Source organism: Aldersonia sp. NBC_00410 (assembly GCF_026342035.1).
GTDB lineage: Bacteria > Actinomycetota > Actinomycetes > Mycobacteriales > Mycobacteriaceae > Aldersonia.
Window position 1 is genome coordinate 17070 of sequence record NZ_JAPENM010000010.1, and the last position, 16065, is coordinate 33134.

The 16065-nt window shown below is 64.6% G+C and carries 17 protein-coding genes and 1 pseudogene; 11 read left to right on the forward strand and 7 right to left on the reverse strand.

The genetic code is table 11. From position 1 onward, the window contains the following. Nucleotides 1-43: 43 nt before the first annotated feature. The 4 genes and pseudogenes from OG921_RS21490 to OG921_RS21505 all read right to left on the reverse strand — a co-directional run bounded on the left by OG921_RS21490 (nucleotide 44) and on the right by OG921_RS21505 (nucleotide 2791). Entirely contained in the window at nucleotides 44-640 is a 597-nt protein-coding gene (locus OG921_RS21490) for a dihydrofolate reductase family protein (RefSeq protein ID WP_266114573.1), read from the reverse strand. 29 nt (nucleotides 641-669) lie between these two features. Next, entirely contained in the window at nucleotides 670-1098 is a 429-nt protein-coding gene (locus tag OG921_RS21495; RefSeq protein WP_266114574.1) for a DUF6069 family protein, read from the reverse strand. 94 nt (nucleotides 1099-1192) lie between these two features. Continuing rightward, a pseudogene (locus OG921_RS21500) lies at nucleotides 1193-2447 on the reverse strand (RNA polymerase sigma factor). Then, nucleotides 2444-2791 (reverse strand): YciI family protein, encoded by a 348-nt coding sequence (locus OG921_RS21505; protein ID WP_266114575.1) that lies wholly within the window; start codon nucleotides 2789-2791, stop codon nucleotides 2444-2446. The pseudogene OG921_RS21500 and the gene OG921_RS21505 overlap by 4 nt, the downstream one beginning before the upstream one ends. Before the next feature lie 619 nt (nucleotides 2792-3410). On the opposite strand from OG921_RS21505, the gene OG921_RS21510 reads away from it, so the two are divergent. From OG921_RS21510 to OG921_RS21520, 3 genes are all read left to right on the forward strand, one after another. After that, the gene (locus OG921_RS21510; protein WP_266114576.1) at nucleotides 3411-3842 is read left to right on the forward strand and encodes a PPOX class F420-dependent oxidoreductase; all 432 of its coding nucleotides are present in this window, start codon (nucleotides 3411-3413) and stop codon (nucleotides 3840-3842) included. Nucleotides 3843-3905: 63 nt separating this feature from the next. Further along, nucleotides 3906-4529, forward strand: a complete 624-nt coding sequence (locus OG921_RS21515; protein ID WP_266114577.1) for a dihydrofolate reductase family protein — start codon at nucleotides 3906-3908, stop codon at nucleotides 4527-4529. A gap of 223 nt (nucleotides 4530-4752) precedes the next feature. Continuing rightward, the gene (locus tag OG921_RS21520) at nucleotides 4753-5991 is read left to right on the forward strand and encodes a low temperature requirement protein A (RefSeq protein WP_266114578.1); all 1239 of its coding nucleotides are present in this window, start codon (nucleotides 4753-4755) and stop codon (nucleotides 5989-5991) included. Between the two features lie 56 nt (nucleotides 5992-6047). On the opposite strand, the gene OG921_RS21525 is transcribed toward OG921_RS21520, so the two are convergent. The 3 genes from OG921_RS21525 to OG921_RS21535 all read right to left on the reverse strand — a co-directional run bounded on the left by OG921_RS21525 (nucleotide 6048) and on the right by OG921_RS21535 (nucleotide 7951). After that, entirely contained in the window at nucleotides 6048-6722 is a 675-nt protein-coding gene (locus OG921_RS21525) for a helix-turn-helix domain-containing protein (RefSeq protein WP_266114579.1), read from the reverse strand. A gap of 2 nt (nucleotides 6723-6724) precedes the next feature. After that, on the reverse strand, nucleotides 6725-7165 hold the full coding sequence (locus OG921_RS21530) for a VOC family protein (RefSeq protein WP_266114580.1): 441 nt from the start codon (nucleotides 7163-7165) through the stop codon (nucleotides 6725-6727). A 90-nt stretch (nucleotides 7166-7255) separates the two neighbouring features. Continuing rightward, the gene (locus OG921_RS21535; protein WP_266114581.1) at nucleotides 7256-7951 is read right to left on the reverse strand and encodes a hypothetical protein; all 696 of its coding nucleotides are present in this window, start codon (nucleotides 7949-7951) and stop codon (nucleotides 7256-7258) included. A gap of 530 nt (nucleotides 7952-8481) precedes the next feature. On the opposite strand from OG921_RS21535, the gene OG921_RS21540 reads away from it, so the two are divergent. The 8 genes from OG921_RS21540 (at nucleotide 8482) to OG921_RS21575 (ending at nucleotide 15957) form a co-directional block, all read left to right on the forward strand. Further along, nucleotides 8482-9003, forward strand: a complete 522-nt coding sequence (locus OG921_RS21540; protein WP_266114582.1) for an OsmC family protein — start codon at nucleotides 8482-8484, stop codon at nucleotides 9001-9003. Nucleotides 9004-9078: 75 nt separating this feature from the next. Next, nucleotides 9079-9240, forward strand: a complete 162-nt coding sequence (locus OG921_RS21545) for a hypothetical protein (protein ID WP_266114583.1) — start codon at nucleotides 9079-9081, stop codon at nucleotides 9238-9240. 89 nt (nucleotides 9241-9329) lie between these two features. After that, a complete protein-coding gene (locus tag OG921_RS21550) occupies nucleotides 9330-9542 on the forward strand; it encodes a hypothetical protein (protein ID WP_266114584.1) in 213 nt (70 codons plus the stop codon). A gap of 447 nt (nucleotides 9543-9989) precedes the next feature. After that, nucleotides 9990-11087 (forward strand): cell division protein ZapE, encoded by a 1098-nt coding sequence (gene zapE / locus OG921_RS21555; RefSeq protein WP_266114585.1) that lies wholly within the window; start codon nucleotides 9990-9992, stop codon nucleotides 11085-11087. A 414-nt stretch (nucleotides 11088-11501) separates the two neighbouring features. Then, nucleotides 11502-12215 carry a carbon-nitrogen hydrolase family protein gene (locus tag OG921_RS21560; protein ID WP_266114586.1) on the forward strand — a complete coding sequence of 238 codons (714 nt, stop codon included), beginning with the start codon at nucleotides 11502-11504 and terminating at the stop codon, nucleotides 12213-12215. 262 nt (nucleotides 12216-12477) lie between these two features. Further along, the gene (locus OG921_RS21565) at nucleotides 12478-13140 is read left to right on the forward strand and encodes a hypothetical protein (protein ID WP_266114587.1); all 663 of its coding nucleotides are present in this window, start codon (nucleotides 12478-12480) and stop codon (nucleotides 13138-13140) included. A gap of 873 nt (nucleotides 13141-14013) precedes the next feature. Then, a complete protein-coding gene (locus OG921_RS21570) occupies nucleotides 14014-14874 on the forward strand; it encodes an LLM class F420-dependent oxidoreductase (RefSeq protein WP_266114588.1) in 861 nt (286 codons plus the stop codon). A gap of 9 nt (nucleotides 14875-14883) precedes the next feature. Continuing rightward, a complete protein-coding gene (locus OG921_RS21575; RefSeq protein ID WP_266114589.1) occupies nucleotides 14884-15957 on the forward strand; it encodes a tyrosine-type recombinase/integrase in 1074 nt (357 codons plus the stop codon). The last annotated feature ends 108 nt before the right edge of the window (nucleotides 15958-16065 follow it).

Here is a 16065-nt window from a genome sequence, read left to right on the forward strand (position 1 = left end):
AGGTGTGCCCCGAATCCGGATGCGTCCGTGGCGATGTCGCTTCTCAGCCCGTGCTCGGCTGGGTAATCAAGTGCAGGGTGGGTCGGTAGACGAGCTCCTGGATGTGGCCGTCGAGCGTCCGGCTCTCGATCAGCTCGAGATCGAAGTCGGCCGCGCCGCGAAAGATCGGGGCCAAACCGGTCCGACCGGTGATCACAGGGAACAGCGTCACCTGGACGCGATCGACCAGCCCGGCGGCCATCAACGCCCGGTTCATCGACAGGCTGCCATGCGAGCGCAATGGCACCTCGGACTCCTCCTTGAGCCTGGCGACGACGTCGACGGCATCGCCACTCACGACGGTGGCATCCGGCCAGTCGAGGGGTGCTTCCAGTGTGGTCGACACCACCGTTGCGGGCAGGTTGCGCAACCGGGTGACCCACGGGTCATGCACGGTCTCCTCGGTGTTCGCAGCCAGCAATTGCGCGAACACCCGATAGGTGTTGGCCCCGAGGACCATTCGCTGCTCCTCGTCGTACAAGGCGAGACGGCGGTCGAGCAACTCGGGGCCCTGCTTGCCCCAGTAGCCGGTCCAGTCGCCACCGGCAGCGCCGAAGCCGTCGAGGCTGGAGAAGACGTCGAAGGTATAGGTCGCGGTCATGGTGCTCTCCTCGAGTTCGGTTGCTGGGTTCAGTTGCGATGACCGAGGCGCGCGGCGATTGCGGGAATCACGATCGCGGCGGCCACGAGATGCGTGGACATCAGTGTGAGCTTGGTGTCGACGGACGCAGTCACGAGCACATCGGGGACGAGTGACAATGCGGTCAGCGCAATCGTAGTGCGCACGAACGCAACACGAGGCCTTCTTGCCCACCGGCGCAGGCCTGCGGCGAGGACGATGCCGATCACCGCGCAGATCAGGGTCAGTTGCGCGAATCCGGCGATCGGGATCTGCTCGCCGTCGATCGCGAGCGACACACCGCCGGCTTGGGCGACGGCCGCCACTGCCGTGGTCGCTGCGGCGGCAGCGACTGCTGCGAGTGCGGCGGGACGCCAGAATGCGGGCGCTCCAGCTGCGCTGGTACGGACGGCGGACGAAGCGTGCACGGTGGTGGTCATGTCGATCTCCTGTGTGGTTTGGCGGTGGCGTTTCTGCCTCTCATCAGTTCCACGAACAGGGCCGATCGGATACGACAGGAGTTGGCGAATTTCTTTACTCGCCCGGTAACACCAGGTGATCGCGCCGTCTCGTCAGGTAGGCCCGCTCGGCCGAATTCTGCGTTGCCGCGATCGCGGCGTCATAGGCCGATCGCGCGTCGGCACTGCGTCCGAGCCTGCGCAGGAGATCGGCACGGGCGGCATGCCAGGCGTGGTAGCGGTCGAGGGCCAGGGTCTCGACGATGGCCAGCGCGACGTCCGGGCCGTCGAGTTCGGCGACGGCGACGGCCCTGTTCAGCGCGACGATCGGGGTGGGCGCGACGGCATAGAGCTGGTCGTAGAGCGCGACCACCTGACTCCAATCGGTGTCGCGTGCGTCGCGGGCGTCGGTGTGGACGGCGTTGATTGCCGCCATGAGCTGATAGTGCCCCGGCCGAGTCTGTTTCGCCGCCACGCGAGCCAGGCATTCGCGCACGAGTGTGTGACCCTCGGCGATGAGGGCGCGGTCCCAGCCGGTGCGATCCTGCTCGTCGAGGGTCACCAGCTCCCCGCCTCTGACACGAGCCGCGCTGCGCGCATCGGTCAGCAGCATCAGGGCGGAGCAGCCCGGCCACCTCGCCGTCGTCGGGCAGCAGTTGACGCATGATGCGGCCGAGCCGGATCGCCTCCGCGGTCAGGTCGGCGCGAATCGGATCGTCGCCGGCACCGGCCAGGTAGCCCTCGTTGAAAACGAGGTAGATGACGGCGAGCACACCATCGAGGCGGTTGGTGACGTCCTCATGGTCGGGAACGCGGAAGGGAATATGGGCGGACTTGATCTTGGCTTTGGCGCGGGTGATGCGTTGTGCCATCGTCGTTTCGGGGACGAGAAACGCGCGAGCAATCTCTTCGACGGTGAGTCCGCCGAGCAGGCGCAAGGTCAGTGCGACGCGTGCCTCGGGCGCGAGGGCCGGATGACAGCAGGTGAAGACGAGGCGGAGGCGGTCGTCCTCGACCGGTCCGGTCGGCTCGTGCGGGGTGGGATCAATGATGACCATGGCTGCCCGATGCTTTGTGTCGCGCAAGGATTCGCGTCGAATCCGGTCGATGGCGCGGTTGCCGGCGGTGGTCGTCAGCCAGCCACCTGGATTGGGCGGGATGCCATCGATCGGCCACCGCTCGATGGCAATGAGCAGGGCCTCGCCCGCCGCGTCCTCGGCGATATCGAGATCGCCGAAGCGTCGGGCGAGCGAGGCCACCACGCGGCCGTACTCCTCGCGATAGATCCGATCGATCCAATCGAGCCCAGGGCGAGAGTCGCTGTCGTTCACGCGCCGTCGAACGTCCGGATCTCGATCTTCTGCTCGCAGACCTTCGAGGCTCTGGCGGCGATTTTCAGGGCGGCATCGAGATCGGGCGCCTCGACGACCCAGAATCCACCGAGGCATTCCTTGGTCTCGACGAACGGCCCGTCGGTGACGATCACGTCGGAGCCGGTGCCGTCGACCGTCGTGGCCTCGTCGACGCGCCCGAGTCCGCCCGCGAATACCCACGAGCCTTCTGTCTTGAGCTCCTCGTTGAACCTGCCCGTCGCATCGAACTGCGACTGCGCCTCCTCGAGCGGGACGTCGTAGTCACTGGGCTCGACGACTACGGAAAGCATGTACTGCGTCATTTCGAAAATCCCTTCCTCGGTGGCTGCCGGTCGGCTGCCTCTACCCCTCCACGAATGGGCCGAATCGGATACGACAACCGTTACCGAGATTCCTAGAATTTTCCACCGCCTTCGAGGTCCCCGCACACGTTGGGGCGTAATCCGGCGCCGCTGATCAGACCGTGAACTCGGCGTCCTCGAACACAGGTTCGGCCCGCGCCGGGCTCGCTCATGGTGATCGACGACGCCGACCTCGAGCGGGTGGTCGAGGTCCTGACTGCCGGTTTGTGTTCGGTGATGGCCCTGACGTCGACTGAGATATCAACGGGACAGGTTCACTGCAAAGCAATTTCGCGCAACGGAGTTCCGTGCCCATCAGGGCCGACCCGAGTGGCAACCTCGCGGGCAGCCGCTCCGGGCGCACCGCCGATCTCCAGCACGCGCAGTCCTGGCTTCAGGGCAGGGCATCGACTACCCGCAGGAGGCGGTCCGAGATCGCGTCAGACACGCTGCACCACGGGCCACTCGGAATGGAGAAACACACGCCAATTATGGCCTTGCGCATTTATCGGGCCGATGAAACAGCGAGCGAAACTACCATCGGTGGAATGGCGGGGGATGCATGCGGTTAGCTTTAGGCATGGTCGACTCAAATTTCGATCCACGTTCACTCATCGCCGAGAGCCGGATCGGCGTTCTGGCCACCATCAAGGCGAACGGTCTACCGCAACTCTCCCCGGTGACGGGGGTGTACGACAGGGATGCCGACACCATCTACGTATCCATCACCGAGGGGCGAGCCAAGACCGCCAACCTTCGCCGAGACCCGCGGGCGGCGATGGAGTTCACCAGTCCGGACGGCTACACGTGGGCGACGGCAGAGGGGACAGCCACTCTGACCGGTCCGGGGACTGACCCGGACGGTCCCGAGGTGGACACGCTGGTGGACTACTACCGGCGTGCGGCCGGCGAACACCCCGACTGGCAGGAGTACCGCGCCGTCATGGTCTCGGACCGTCGAGTCCTGATGGCGCTCAGGATCACTCGCGTCTACGGAGCCAAACTCCGGTAAAGCCGTAGGGGAGTGCGTCCGCGAACCACTTCGACCGGACAATCAACTCATCGGGAGCTAACCATGGGTCTTATCCACATCGAGATGTTCGCAACCCTCGACCTCGTCGGACAGGCGCCTGGCGGCCCGGACGAGGACCCAGAGGGTTTCCCATTCGGGGGCTGGCAGGCGCCGCTGTTCGACGAGGTGGCCGGTGCACAGGTAGGCGCCGCGTACGAGGGAACGGACGCCCTTCTGCTCGGCCGGCGGACGTATGACATCTTCGCCGCGTACTGGCCACACCAGGAGGGAGGCCAGGACAGCGACATCGCCACGCTCTTCAATCGCGTCCCGAAATACGTGGCCTCCCGCGGTAAGCCCGACCTCGCTTGGGCCGGGTCCACGCAACTCGGCCCGGATCTGGCCGGTGCGGTGCGCGAGATCCGTGACCGGCACGAACACATCAAGGTTGTCGGGAGCCTGAACCTGGTGCAGACCCTCCTGCGCGAGAAACTCTTCGACCGTCTCGACCTTTGGGTGCACCCCATTGTGCTCGGCGTCGGAAAGAGGGTATTCGACGATGGCGCGGTGCCCACCAACGTCACGCTCGTCGAACCGCCGGTGGCCGGTCCGAAAGGCGTCGTGTACCTGCGTTACGGGCTCGCCGATGGCACGCCCGAGACGGGGGACATGGGCGCCGATCGCTGAGCGCGGCGCCTGAAGCGTTGGGCGAGATTCTTAATTGTGATGCTGCACATGGTGATTGGCCACGCTGGAGTTCGTCACACACCGGCGGGGAGGTAGTTACCCGAGAAATCGGCGGGACAGCCGGTTAGTGACGGTCCTCTTCTGGGTACCGTCCCGACATGTGACTGTGTCGCCATGGCTCAGCGCACGCCCGTCAGGGCCGACGGTGAGGACAACTGACGACATGGGTGATCGCACAGCGGGGCATTCGGGCGATCACCCCGACGACAGCGACGCGGCCGGCGCAGACGAGCGCACTCCGCTCCTGGAGCCGCCGCGCTTGCGGACCGGAGACGATCGGGGAGCAACGAGGCTCGAGCTCTTTTTCGACCTCGCGTACGTCTTGGTCATCCATCAGCTTGCGCTCGCCCTGAACGACGACCTCGGTTGGCACGGTGTGGCCGTCTTCACCGGACTGTTCGGGGTCACGTGGTGGTCGTGGGTGACCACCACGCTGTACGCCAACCGCTTCGACACCAACGACATCGTGTATCGCGTGCTCAAATTGGCCGCCACCTTCGCGGTCGCGGTGATGGCCGCCAGCGCATCCACGGCGGTCGGTGGCGACGGAACCGTGGCGTTCGGTGTGGGCTACATCGCGACCAGGGTCATCCTTGCCGGGCTGTATCTGCGCGCGAGGCGGCACATCAGCGACGTGCGAGTCACGCTCAATCTGTACTTCGCCGCGACGGTCACCAGCGCCGCGATCTGGGCGATCGCACTGCTCACGCCCTCACCGATTACCTACATCCTGTGGGGGATCGGTATCGCGATAGAGGCGATGGCGCCGTTAGCGGCCACCCGTTGGGGACCGGACGTGCCTCTGCACCTCGAACACCTACCGGAACGCTTCGGCCTGTTCGTGATCCTAGTTCTCGGCGAGTCCATCTCGGCCGTCGTGCTCGGGATGCAAGACACCCATTGGGACTGGCCGTCAACCTTGGTGGCGGCACTGGGATTCACCATTGCCGCGTCGGTGTGGTGGATGTACTTCGACATCGGTGGCGCCGAAGCCAAGACGGAGATTCAGGACGACGACAGCGCGGTCGGTAGCGGGCGCGCCGACGGGTACATCTACGGGCACCTGCCCCTCGTATTGGGCGCCGCGTTACTCGGTGTAGGGATCGAGCAGTACATCCTCCATCCGGTAGGTGAACTGACAACCGCCGGACGCTGGATCCTCTGCGGCGGGTTGGCGCTGTTCATCATCGGCGTGTGCGCCATCCTCGGCTGGAGCTCGAGCAACTGGAAGACGGTCATCCCGTGGCCGGCATTGGCGATTCCCGTAGTCCTCATCGTCGGACTCATCGACAGCGCAATTCCGTACGCCTCGGCGATAGTCCTTGCAGTCGGTTCGGTCCTCGTGGTGGTTACCGGAATCGTCCGGCGGCGTAGGAGTCCCGTCGAGACGACCGAAACTTGACCACAGGCCGGAAAGGGCGAAACCGTGCCGTCCCGCTGCGGCCAGCCGGAGTGCGGTCATGTGTCGATTCGGAACAGCTCCGCGAATCGCTCGAGCAGTTTCGTATTGCCCTTCACGATGGTGACGACTCCTTGCTCCACGGACTGGGCAGGGGTCAGTGTGCCCGCGATCAGGTGGCGGATACCTGGGCCTGTGATGAACTGCAGTTCCGGATCGCCGCTGGGCAGGGAGCCTCCCACCGGCGGTGTCGGGGGAGCGATCTGGAACACCTTCAACTCGCCGGCGCCGACCTGGGCACGCAACTCGACGGGCCCCACCTGGATTTGGAAATCCAGTGACGCCGAAGCGAATTCCGGTCTGAACGCGGTTCGCAGTGCCATCGTCAATGAGTCGGCGGTGACGATGTCGCCATCCTTGGGGTCGCCCATCGAGCGGAATCCCCATCGGCCGAGCGCCTGCACGATCGGTTCGAGATCACGCCCGTACTCGGTGAGTTCATAGACGAGTCCGCACCGTCGCAGTGCGATACGGCGGATCACCCCGCCCTCCTGCAACTCTTTCAGGCGCGCGGCGAGGATGTTCGTCGGAATCTTGGGCAGGCCCTGCTTCAGGTCGGTGTAACGACGCGGACCGACGAGCAGGTCACGGATTATGAGCAGTGCCCAGCGTTCCGTGATCAGCTCGACGGCAGTGGTGATACCGCAGTACTGCCCGTAGCTGCGGGCAGCCACCCTCAGGCCTGAGCTTGCTCGGCCAGGTATGCCTCCGGGCCTTGTTCTGCTGCCTGCGGCGACATCCAGATGAAGGACAGGTTGTTGCCGTCCGGGTCTTCGAGATCGCGGCTGTACATGAAACCGAGGTCCTGAGCCGGTCGCGGTTCGGAACCACCGGCGGCCAGACCCGCTTCGGTCAACGCGTCGACGTCCTCCCTGGAGTCGCGAGTGAACGCGATCTGGACCTGTGCAGAGATTGCCGGGTCGGCCACCTGCTTGTCGGTGAAGGTGGCGAAGAACTCGCGCTGCAGAACCATGGTGTAGATGTTGTCGTCCCACACGAAACAGGCGGCGTTCTCGTCGGTGAAGAGCGGATTGATAGTCGCGCCGAGTGCGGTGTAGAAGGACTTGCTGCGCTCGAGGTCGGCGGCCGGGTAGCTCACGAAGACGTTTGTAGACATGACGGTTGCTCCCTTGGTGGTTTCATCCGGACTCCACCAGACTTGTAAAAAACAAGTAAGGTTGTCAATAGCAAGTAGCCCGATTCGGGGTCATGTCGGCGGGCCGGGCTGGCGAAGGATGAGAGCGACCGAGGTGATCAGCAATACGCCCCCGACGCCAAGGAGCGCGTATCGCACGCCGAGTATCGAGAACGTGCTGCCGATGCCGACGAGGAAGAGCACCCCGGCAAGGGCGACGGTGATCCGGATGTATTGATCGCTCACACTTCCCGCGTGCTCGCCCGCGGAGGCGTGCTCGTCGGCGACCTGGTCCAACGCCGCCGCCTGATCTGCCTCCGCGACGTGGTACTGCGGCATGTAACTCGGCCCCGGCGGTGCAGCAGGGTTGGTGTCGGGGTCGGTTGCCCGCCAGGCGTCGAAAGCCACGCTGAATTCGGGCCGGAAACGCTTCTCCGCGATGGCCATCTTCTCCGGATTGTCCAGGGTGAATGCGGTGAACCAGGCGTTGAACGTGGATGCGTCGAAGTTGCGCACGTTCTGGGCCGTGTACTGCGCCCGGTTCGCCTCGGTACGGGTCGCCGACGCGGCCGCCAGTTGCAGCCGGGACTCGGTGCCCCACTTCGCCGCGGCGAATCCCGACCACGCCACGGTGATCGTGACCAGCGCCAGCACCAACGCCTCTGTTGTCTGCACAGCCCGGCCCCGCCAGCCGCTGGCACGCTCGGCATGGTGTTCGTGGTGCTGAAGCTCCTTGTGGGCTTCGATCGGAGTCAATCCTTCCGGCATGAGCGTCAGCCACCTCGATGTCGATAGCGTGCCCGGCACGGGTCCAGGCCTTGGGGGTGAGGGCGCAGCCGACTTCATGGCCTGCATCTTGGTGACGTTGCTGGCGTTCGACAGCGCTTGTCGTACGCCAGCAACCAAAGTCGGTGTGGGAGGGCATGACCTTTCTGCGGAGCGATGACCGGGCGTTGCCGGTACGGTGTCACGCTAGCGCGTTGCCATGTCGACCGCTCGTTCCATCGCGGACCCCTGCGGATGTCCCAACCGCCGATCCCACGATGAGCTTGACGCGAAGGCCGCGGCGGCGAGCGGACAACGCCGAAGCGTACGCCTCGCGGACCGATCAGCGTTACGCGCTTGTCCGGGGGAGGCTCTCGAGCATCGCCTCCGCGCTGGCCATGACAATGACAATGCCAATACCGGGAATTGATCGGCCCAGACAGGGGAAAAAACCGTCGCGATTGTAACCACCGTCAGCGACGGATTCGATGAATAGCGTGGCCCGCAAAACCCTTTCGGCGTTGGGAGCCAGCATGACCGAGACCGTGACAAGTCGCCTCAACGATGTCGACATCGAGGCCGTGGGGGGCCTCGTTCAGGCCATCAGGGACGACGCTAGCAAAGCGAAGACGACGTGGGCCGCGCATGTGAAATGGAAGGGCGCGTTTGCATCCGAGGCCCGTGTGCGGTCATTCGAGCCGTCGCAGTCCGACGAACCGGCCGCCCTGGGAGGCGGAGACAGCGCCCCCAACCCGGTGGAACAGCTGCTCAGCGCCCTCGGCAACTGCTTGGCTGTCGGTTACGCAGCGAACGCCACGGTCGCGGGCATCGAGCTCGAGGACGTCCGTATCGATCTCAAGGGAGATATCGACCTGGCGGTGTTCTTGGGCCTTGCCGTTGGGCACGCCGGATTCGACTCGATCAGCGCGACCGTCACCATCGACTCCGACGCACCCCGCGACCAGCTCGAGGCCTTGCACGCGACCGTTCTCGAGAGCTCACCGGTCGGGCACACAATCCGCAATGCCGTACCGGTGGACATCTCGCTGGCCTGACGGCCCGAATTCTTCGTAGCCGGAGAAGACGGTTTGAGTGAGTGCAGACAGCGTTCGCATTCGTCGGAATCGGTGATGACGCAGAACGACCTGGCGGGTTTCGCGGTACGGGTGAATCCGGGGGAGTTCGTCAAGGCGCGCATCTTTCGCACCACCTTCCCCGAGATCGCCGGCCTGGTTCGGCGCGCGCCGCCAACATCCTCGCGACGGTCCGAGGTAGTGGCCGGCTTCCCTTGACGTCCAGCCAACCGGGGTCCGCGCCCACCATAAGACCGAGGACGACAACATTTGGCCCCGGCTCATAGAGCGCGCGGCGGACCGCGTCCGTGAGCTGGCCGCGCAGTGGCGTCTACGGGGTCACCGTCGCGCTGATGCACTGGGGCGGCCGGTGGTGCTTCGAGGATCCGCCCTTGCACCTGACGCACGCCGCCGACGGTGGTCGCATCGAACAGATCCTGCGCTGCACCTGCTGCGGCCAGGACGTCGACGCCAGGAAAATCCGATATGAACAGACCGACGACGACCTCACACAGGAATGACCTCCGCCGGACCGCATCGACACCGGGTCAAGAATTCTGGCCGCGGCTTTCCCCTGGCGCTTGAACTCCACCTCGGCGCCCGCATCGGTGGTCGATCCAGCACTTGCCACTCGCGCATTTCGACGGATGCGCAATCACCAGCAGCAGGACCAGCCCTGCACCTCTTCAGCCTCGCCGCCGGTGGCCGCCTGCCAGATTCAGCATGTGGACTTCACCGAGATCGCTAGTTCTTCCAGGACGCGAAGCGCGGCCTGACCGGCAACCTGATGCACGGCCTTCGGCGACGCCGTCGCCGGCTTCGGTGCTGCTCCGGCCTCGACGACGACCACCGCGCAGGCCTCGAGCTGACCGCAGCGGCAAGGACAAAGCGCTATACACCGGCTTGGTGTGGAGCCCGCCCTTGCTATCAGCGAATCAGCTTGTCCTGCGGCCACTCACGCGGTCTCGATGGGCACGACCGTGATCCATGTCTCTACCCTGCCCGGGAGCTGGGCGGATAAAGTTTTGATCATGCGCTGGACACGCCGAGGTTCAACGGCAAGTCGGTCCGTGCAAGTCGATCCCACCGTATTCGACACGGCAGCAAGGGACCTGGGATTCACCCTCGATGAAGCGCAACGGCGGGTGGCCGTGGGGTTCGCGACCGCCGATCGGAACCTGTACCTGTGGGGACCGGTCGGGCGGGGAAAGAGCTGGCTGATGGCCGTGTATTTCGCCGCGGTGCCGACCGATCGGAAAATACGGATCCACTTCCACGAGTTCTTTCGCAATCTGCACTCGGCCATCCGGAGATCCGGCAACAACCTCTCCGCCGCCCTGGACGAACTTCTCGGCGGGCTGGATGTGGTGTGCTTCGACGAGTTTCACGTTCACGACCCCGCTGACGGCAAGTTCATTGCCCGCCTGCTGCCCACCCTTCTCGATCGGCAGATTCGGGTCATCGTGACCTCGAACTATCCACCGGAGGGTTTGCTGCCCAACCCGCTGTTTCACGCGGATTTTGCGCCCACGATCGAGTTGATCGAACGCTCAATGACGGTTGTCGCTATCGACGGCCGCGTCGACTACCGCACCATCTCTGCTCACGAGACTGGCTTCGCAGCGGGATGGTGGGTCAGCCCTGGCACCCCAGAACAACTCGGACGCCTCGTTTTGCACTCACCGACGGTCAGTGATCGCAGGATGCTTTCTCCTGCAGGGCATCCCATTCTCGCCCGCAGCGTGAGCGACGGATGCCTCTGGATCGATTTCCTCGACCTGTGTGAGGGCACCACTGCCCCCATGGACTACCTCGCGTTGACCCGAGATTTCCGTGAATGGGTCATTACCGGCGTACCAGACCTTCGAGCCGCAGGGAGCGAGCCGGCCCAACGCTTCGCCAACGTCGTCGACGTCCTTTACGACCGCCACATCACCACGGTGTTTCTCGCGACTTGCTCCCTACAGGAACTCGTCAACGGTGATCGACTACCCATCGATATTGCGCGAGTGATGAGCCGACTCGGCCAACTCCGCCGGATCGAGTTGGAAGCGGCGGAACCGTAAGCGGACTGGATCCATCGAGGTGTCGTGGATCGGGGCGATCCGGCGAGCAATCGGCGAGTAGACGACCGTTCGGCGCGGACTGTGAAGGTCTGGCGCAACCGGATGACCCCGACTCTCGCCCACGAACGCACCTGGTGGCTGGTCAGTTCCGACACCGCTCTGGCAACCTGCAACGAACCCGTTGTCGCTGTCTCTGCGCCCGAATGGCCGCGGCCGTCGATCACCGCACAAGGTCGGAACTCACTGCTATCCAACGCCACCCTCGCCGAACGAGTCGAGTGCTCGCGTGACCGTCAGCCTTGCAGAATGCACCGCGCAGAAACGGGGCACGCCGCCCGACGTACCCGGCGTCAACCATTCGGCGTCGACGCAAATAAAGTCTGCGCGCCCGGTTATCCGGCTTACAATCGGCCGATGCAAGTGAAGCGCCCAACGTTGCGGGTGGCCGCCGCTCAACCCGTCACGATCACGGGTGACGTCCGCGCCAACGCGCTCACCCATTCCGAGGCCGTCCGGGCCTGCGCCGCACGGGTTGTCGTATTCCCAGAAATGTCGCTTACCGGCTACAGCATGGACGCGCCGAGTGTCGACGTCGATGATGCGGCGCTCCGCCCGCTGGTCGAAGCGTGCCGGGACACAGGATCAGTCGCGCTGGCCGGTGCCGCCGTCCGGCATCGACCACGGCCGGCCATCGGGGTCCTTGCGGTAAGCGCGGCAGGTACCGAGATCGTGTACCGCAAGGTGCACCTCGGGGCCTCAGAAACTGAGGTGTACGCACCGGGGAGGTCGGCGGCCGTGGTCGAGATCGACGGGTGGCGTATTGGTCTCGGAATTTGCAAGGACACCCGCGTCGATCATCACCTGACGGCCAGCATCGCCGCAGGCATCGACCTGTATGTGGCCGGCCTCGTGCATGCGCCACAGGACATAGCCGAGTTCGACGTCCGTGCGCGTCGTATCGCCGCCCTGGGTGCAATTCCGGTGGTGTTCGCGGGGTTCGCGGGTCCAACCGGCGGGGGATACGCGAGCACCTGTGGGGGATCGGCCATCTGGGATGCGGCCGGCCATTGCCTGATGCAGGCGAATGATCAGCCCGGCGAACGCGTGGTCGCGGATCTGAGTGCCTGAGTCCGATCCGATTTGGGCGGAAGTCTCTGCATGGACGCGGTTGCGGGGCCGACACGATCCGGCGATGGCCAGGTCTACTGAGAATCTGGCCAACTGCATTGAGACCCGACTCGGAACCGGCCGGGACAGATAGCCCCGCCGCACGTCCCTGACCTACTTACTGGTAAGCCTGCATATTCAATCTGGTCGTATTCGTCTCGTGCGCAGCGTTGAACCGTGTTGCCCGTGTAACGGGCGAGGAGTTTGACTCGACCTCTAGATCATGCGTCTACGACTATCCCTCCTCGCCGCAGGCGTGGCCGGGGCACTGTTGGCATCTGTTGGTACTGCGCGTGCTGTGCCCGTCGACCAAATCGCCGCGGTTCGTTCGGCACTCGAGTCGGCGGCGATGCCCATCAGCAATCAGACCGCCGAGTCGGTTGCACTCGCGGTCGAGCGTCTGGTCACCAACACACCGCGGTACAACTACTTTCCACGGTCCGTTCGGTTGACCGAAGGCGCATCTCAGCCTTTTCTGTATGACACCGTCGCCGCGAATTGCCTCCCTGCGGGATTCGGCGAACACAACGATTCGATCGGGATTGCTCGGGCCATCGCCGGCCCCGCACGCGACGAAAGTCTTCCGGATCCGGTCATCGCACCAGGCACGGTCAACGTCTTCTTCAGCGCCCTGAATACTGCGATGTCGTCACCGCTGCAAAATGACCACCTCGAAGTTGCCTGGGTGAACCTTGCAACGATGCAGTCGGGCCGAGCGCCGATGATCCAGCAACGCCCGAACGACTACATCGTGACACTGTCCAACACGATGGCAACGGGGCGCGGCACGGTCGTTTTCGTTGTATTCGGTAGCGTCCTCGACTCCACGAGCCGTGCCTTGCCGCCGTGTGACTTCGCACCGGTGGTCGGTGTCGTTCAGGCCTGATCCGTGGTTCGACCATCAGCAGCCGCCCTCGGCAGGGACATGCCGCTTCGAGTTGACATAATGTCGATTATCGGCACTTTGTATAGCTGCGCGAACGTTCCCGGAAGGGGTTCCCCAAGACCCCGGGCGATCATCGGAATGCGCGGACAAACTGCAACGAGAACCGACGGGGCGCGAGGGTCCGCCGCTGCTGGGTCGTCAAGGACGTGCCGTGGCATCGACCTGGCCGAGCGGCATCGGCAGTTCTGCCATATCTGCCCGCCGCGGGCGGGCTCGGATCAATACGTCACGGATGACGATCATCCTGCGCTAGGTCCGAATCGGACTCTCCGTCCGCCCACTACCGTTAATACGTCACAGTGACATAATGACCATGGGTGACTGGGTGGTCCAAACATGCTGGCGGCGTGGGTATTTGCGCAGCATGCGCACCGCGCCGGGCCTGGGTTGCCACGGAAGGTTGGGTTGCCGGCCACCTGAGGGCTCGTTGAGTCCGTTGACGATGTCGACAACTTGCGTGCCGCCAGAATCGGTCGGGGAACGCCGACATCGTGGCGTTGGCCCGTGAATGTGGCGCTGCTCCACCCCACCGGGGCTCGACCCCTGCCCCACGGCCCCCGACCGACAAATCATGGATAATCGCTTTTATCCATGATTTGTTAGGGAGGGGACTGGAGCCCGCTCGCCGCGAGACGAACCGCATTGTCGCACCGATCTTCGACCCACTACCGAACGGGCTCCGCCATCACCGGCGCCGGTCGAGCCGCGTTTCGAGACCCGGTGATGCAACTGGGCCGAATCGGCCCTTCTCCCCTCCCCTCGGCTACCCAGCGCTACCCGGGATCGGTCCGATCGACCGGTAGGGTCGAGGGCATGAATCTCGATGGTGTGGGTATCTGGAGTTCGCAGCTGCGCTACAGCGATCCGTCCGAGGCGGCCGATGCCGCGGCGGAACTGGACGAATTGGGATTCAGCGCATTGTGGATTCCCGATGTGGGCGGTGCGGTGCTCGATGCGGTGGCGAACCTGCTGGGCGCCACGAAGAACGCCACGATTGCCACGGGCATCCTCAACATCTGGATGCACGAACCGAAGGACGTCGCCGCTGCGCATGCCACACTGACCGGCACGCACGGCGATCGGTTCCTGCTCGGGATCGGGGTCAGCCATGCACCGTTGATCGACGCCAAAGAACCTGGGCGCTACCGCAAGCCGATGGCCGCGATCGGAACGTTCCTCGATGGTCTGGACGACGCGGACCTGCCGGTGGCGCCCGAGAATCGTGTGCTCGCCGCGCTTGGCCCGAAGATGTTGAAGACGGCCGCCGAGCGCAGCCGCGGTGCCCATCCCTACCTGGTCACCCCCGAACACACCGCCATCGCCCGCGAGACGCTCGGCGCCGCTCCGCTGTTGCTGCCAGAGCAGACGGTGATTCTTGCCGAGGACCGCGACGAGGCCCGGACCATCGGAACGAACTGGCTGCGCAACTATCTCGCGATGCCGAACTACGTAAATAACCTGCTGCGCCTTGGATTCACGGACGAAGACGTCGCGTCGGTGAGCGACCGACTCTTCGATGGCGTCATCGCGTGGGGCGACGAGGAGGCCGTCGTCGACCGTATCCGCAAGCATCAGCAGGCCGGTGCGGACCACGTGTGCGTGCAAGTGTTGAGTGCAAATCAAGCTGAGTTTCCCACCGACCAATGGCGCCGCCTCGCGTCTGCGGTTCGATAGCGGACGCATGTGACCCATCCCGTCGAACCCGAGGACCCGGACAGCGCGCGTCCGGATTGGTTCGCAGCCTTCATCGCCGACTGCGGTACCCGCAAGCCGTCGCCACACACCTTGAAGGCCTATCGGCAGGATTTCGACACCATCGCTGTCCTGATCGCTGGAAACGGCACGGCGACAGACAAACTGAGCACCGACCTGCTCACCACCGACGAGATGCGGCGAGCGTTTGCCGCATACGCCAAGACGCATGAAGCAGCGTCGATCCGGCGCTGTTGGTCGACGTGGAACACGTTGTGCACCTTCCTTTTCACCGCCGAGACGATTTCGGCGAATCCGATGCCCGCCGTCGGGAGACCGAAGGCATCCAAGATCCTGCCGAAGTCGTTCGACAACACTGCCGTCACCGCGCTGCTCGGTGCGCTCGAATCGGATGGTGACCGAACGCGAAGTACCGACTGGCCCGAGCGGGATCGTGCCCTCGTGCTGACCGCTCTGCTCACGGGCATGCGTTCGGATGAGATGGTGCGCACCAACATCGGCGACGTGCGGGTCACCGAGGACGGTGCAGGCATGTTGCACGTTCATGGCAAGGGCAACAAGGATCGGTTCATTCCCGTGGAACGCGCGCTGCTCGCCGTGTTCGACCGATATCTCGAGACCAGGCACGAGCGTTTCCCTCCCCCGCCCAACTCGCGTCGCCGCCGCGACGACCGTTCGCTCTCCGCTTGGCCGCGGAAAGCGCCGCTGTTCGTCGGCCCGGCCGGCGATCGCATCACGCGCGGCGTCCTGCAGTACCGGATTCAGCGGATCTACCGCCGCGCGGGTATCGAGTCACAACGTCCGAAAGGCGCACTGGTGCACGCCCTCCGGCATACCTACGCCACTGCGCTGGCCGACGAGAACATCAGTGTGTACACACTGATGAAGCTCCTCGGCCACGAGTCGATGGCAACGGCGCAACGCTACGTCGCCGGCGCAGGTATCGACACTCGTCCGGCGGCGGCGAGCAACCCGGTTTATCGCATGCTCGGCGGTGCTACCGGCCTATCGACGACCGGAGCGGATGAACACGATCAGCCGTAGTGGCCGCGTTGGCGGAGGCCGCTCGGTCGCCTGATCGGCGCCCACGTCAGCATCGAACCGTGAGCCGAAATCGACCAGTTCACGGGCGAAGTGGGTGCAATGCGCTAC